General features: G+C 64.9%; 3 protein-coding genes. All 3 read right to left on the bottom strand.

What is annotated here, in order from left to right; translation table 11 throughout:
- Nucleotides 1-3: 3 nt before the first annotated feature.
- Nucleotides 4-423 (bottom strand): preprotein translocase subunit YajC, encoded by a 420-nt coding sequence (yajC, locus tag WBQ44_RS02435; RefSeq protein WP_495565148.1) that lies wholly within the window; start codon nt 421-423, stop codon nt 4-6.
- A gap of 130 nt (nt 424-553) precedes the next feature.
- On the bottom strand, nt 554-1,627 hold the full coding sequence (ruvB, locus tag WBQ44_RS02440; protein WP_495565149.1) for a Holliday junction branch migration DNA helicase RuvB: 1,074 nt from the start codon (nt 1,625-1,627) through the stop codon (nt 554-556).
- Nucleotides 1,624-2,111: Holliday junction branch migration protein RuvA (ruvA, locus tag WBQ44_RS02445; RefSeq protein ID WP_495565150.1), on the bottom strand; the 488-nt coding region annotated here is incomplete at its 5' end. The genes ruvB and ruvA, both read right to left, overlap by 4 nt.

The following is a 2,111-nucleotide window of genomic DNA, read 5'->3' on the forward strand; positions in this document are numbered from 1 at the left end:
GGATCACTCTTTGTCGAGTCGGCGCGCGCTCTGTTCGACCGTCTCGTCGGCCGGTGCCTGTGTGGGCTTCTTCTCCAGCGACGGAGAGGAGCCTTCGATGCCGGACAGATCGTCGGGTGCGGTGAAGGCTGCACCGGAGTAGTCGTCGTCGGCTTCGGCGACCTCGGTGTCGGGAGGGAGAACCTCGCGGACAACGGCGCGCGACCAGGTAGTGATAATGCCGTCGGCGACCTCGAGGTCGACGGTGTCTTCCTCTACGAGCACGACGCGGGCGTACAGACCGGCGGTCGTGACGACCTCGTCACCGATCTTCAAGGAGTCCTGCAGATTCTGCGTGGCGGCCAGGAGCTTCTTCTGCTTGCGCACATTGAGGAACATCGGCACGAGCAGAGCCACGATGAGCAGCGGGAATAGCAGTTCCATCTTTTACGTCAGTCCTCGTCAAATGTCGGTGATGTTCTCGGGCTCGGCGGTCGTAATTCCGCCATGCGTTCCTGACAGTGTGCCACTACCCGGCGACCAGGTCGCCCTGCTGGCGCCGATTATCAGCCAATTATTCGAATAAGGGCTGCTGAGCTTCGTTGGTTCGGACCGAGATTCCGCCGATCGCGAGATCAGGAGGTGGCACGAGACCGAGGTGTTGCCATGCTGCAGCGGTGGCGACACGGCCTCTCGGCGTTCGGGCCACCATGCCTGCGCGAACGAGGAACGGCTCGCACACTTCCTCCACGGTCGCCGGTTCTTCGCCGACGGCTACCGCGAGGGTCGACACTCCAACGGGCCCTCCCCCGAAGCTGCGAATCAACGCACTGAGGACGGCGCGGTCCAGTCGATCCAAGCCGAGTTGGTCGACGTCGTAGACCACGAGCGCCTCCTGGGCGGTCTGTTTGGTCACCGTCCCGTCGCCGCGGACTTCTGCATAGTCGCGCACCCGGCGCAGCAGGCGGTTCGCGATACGGGGGGTACCTCGTGAGCGACCGGCGATCTCGGCGCAGCCTGCCTCGTCGATCGGCACCCCGAGAATTCCTGCAGAACGCATCAGTATCTGCTCGAGCTCAGCGGGCTCGTAGAAGTCCATGTGCGCGACGAACCCGAACCGGTCACGCAGAGGCCCGGTCAGCGCGCCGGACCGAGTGGTGGCGCCAACCAGTGTGAACGGCGCGACCTCGAGCGGAATGGACGTCGCCCCCGGCCCCTTGCCGACGACGACGTCGACTCGGAAGTCTTCCATCGCGAGGTAGAGCATTTCCTCCGCCGGCCGGGCGATGCGATGGATCTCGTCGATGAACAGAACATCGCCCTCGACGAGGTTGCTGAGCATGGCGGCGAGGTCACCCGCTCGTTCGAGCGCGGGGCCGGACGTCAAACGGAGGGCAGTGCCGAGCTCTTGCGCGATGATCATTGCCATCGACGTCTTGCCAAGTCCTGGTGGTCCGGACATCAGAATGTGGTCCGGCGTGCTGCCGCGGAGTTTCGCGCCGGTCAGGACGAGCTGCAACTGTTCGCGCACTCTCGGCTGACCGATGAAGTCGGTGAGCGATTTCGGTCGCAGGCTGGTCTCGACGTCGGCATCGTCCGCTGTGACGTCGGGGCTCACCTGGGACTCGAAATCTGGATCTTCGGTCATCTGCTCTTGCCCAGTAACGCCAGCGCCGACCGGAGGGCTGCCGACGTCGATGCATCGGGCTGCGCGGCCATGACGGATTCGGTGGCATCCTCGGCTTGCTTAGCCGCGAAGCCGAGGCCGGTGAGCGCCTCGACGATCTGTTCCCGGACGAGGTTGCCCGTTGCCGCGCCGCTCGGGACGGACAGACCGTTGCGGGCTCCGACGATGGCGTCGACCTTGTCGCGAAGCTCGACGACCATCCGTTCGGCCCCGCGCTTACCGATTCCCGGTACCCGCGTCAGGGCAGTGATGTTGCTGTCTGCCAACGCCGTACGGAGCGCGTGGGGATCGAGCACGGCCAGGGTGGCCATCGCGATGCGCGGGCCGACACCGGACACTGTCAGCAAGAGGGAGAACAGGTCTCGTGACTCGCTGTCGGCGAATCCGTACAGCGTCATCGAGTCCTCGCGGACGATCATGGTGATCAGTAGCCGCGACTCGGAGC

Origin of the sequence: Rhodococcus sp. (in: high G+C Gram-positive bacteria) (assembly GCF_049591685.1) — a bacterium.
Lineage (GTDB): Bacteria > Actinomycetota > Actinomycetes > Mycobacteriales > Mycobacteriaceae > Rhodococcoides.

Bases quoted from the DNA above. Each gene is read 5' to 3' on its own strand.
- yajC (WP_495565148.1), bottom strand. From the start codon at position 423: ATGGAACTGCTATTCCCGCTGCTCATCGTGGCTCTGCTCGTGCCGATG.
- ruvB (WP_495565149.1), bottom strand. From the start codon at position 1,627: ATGACCGAAGATCCAGATTTCGAGTCCCAGGTGAGCCCCGACGTCACA.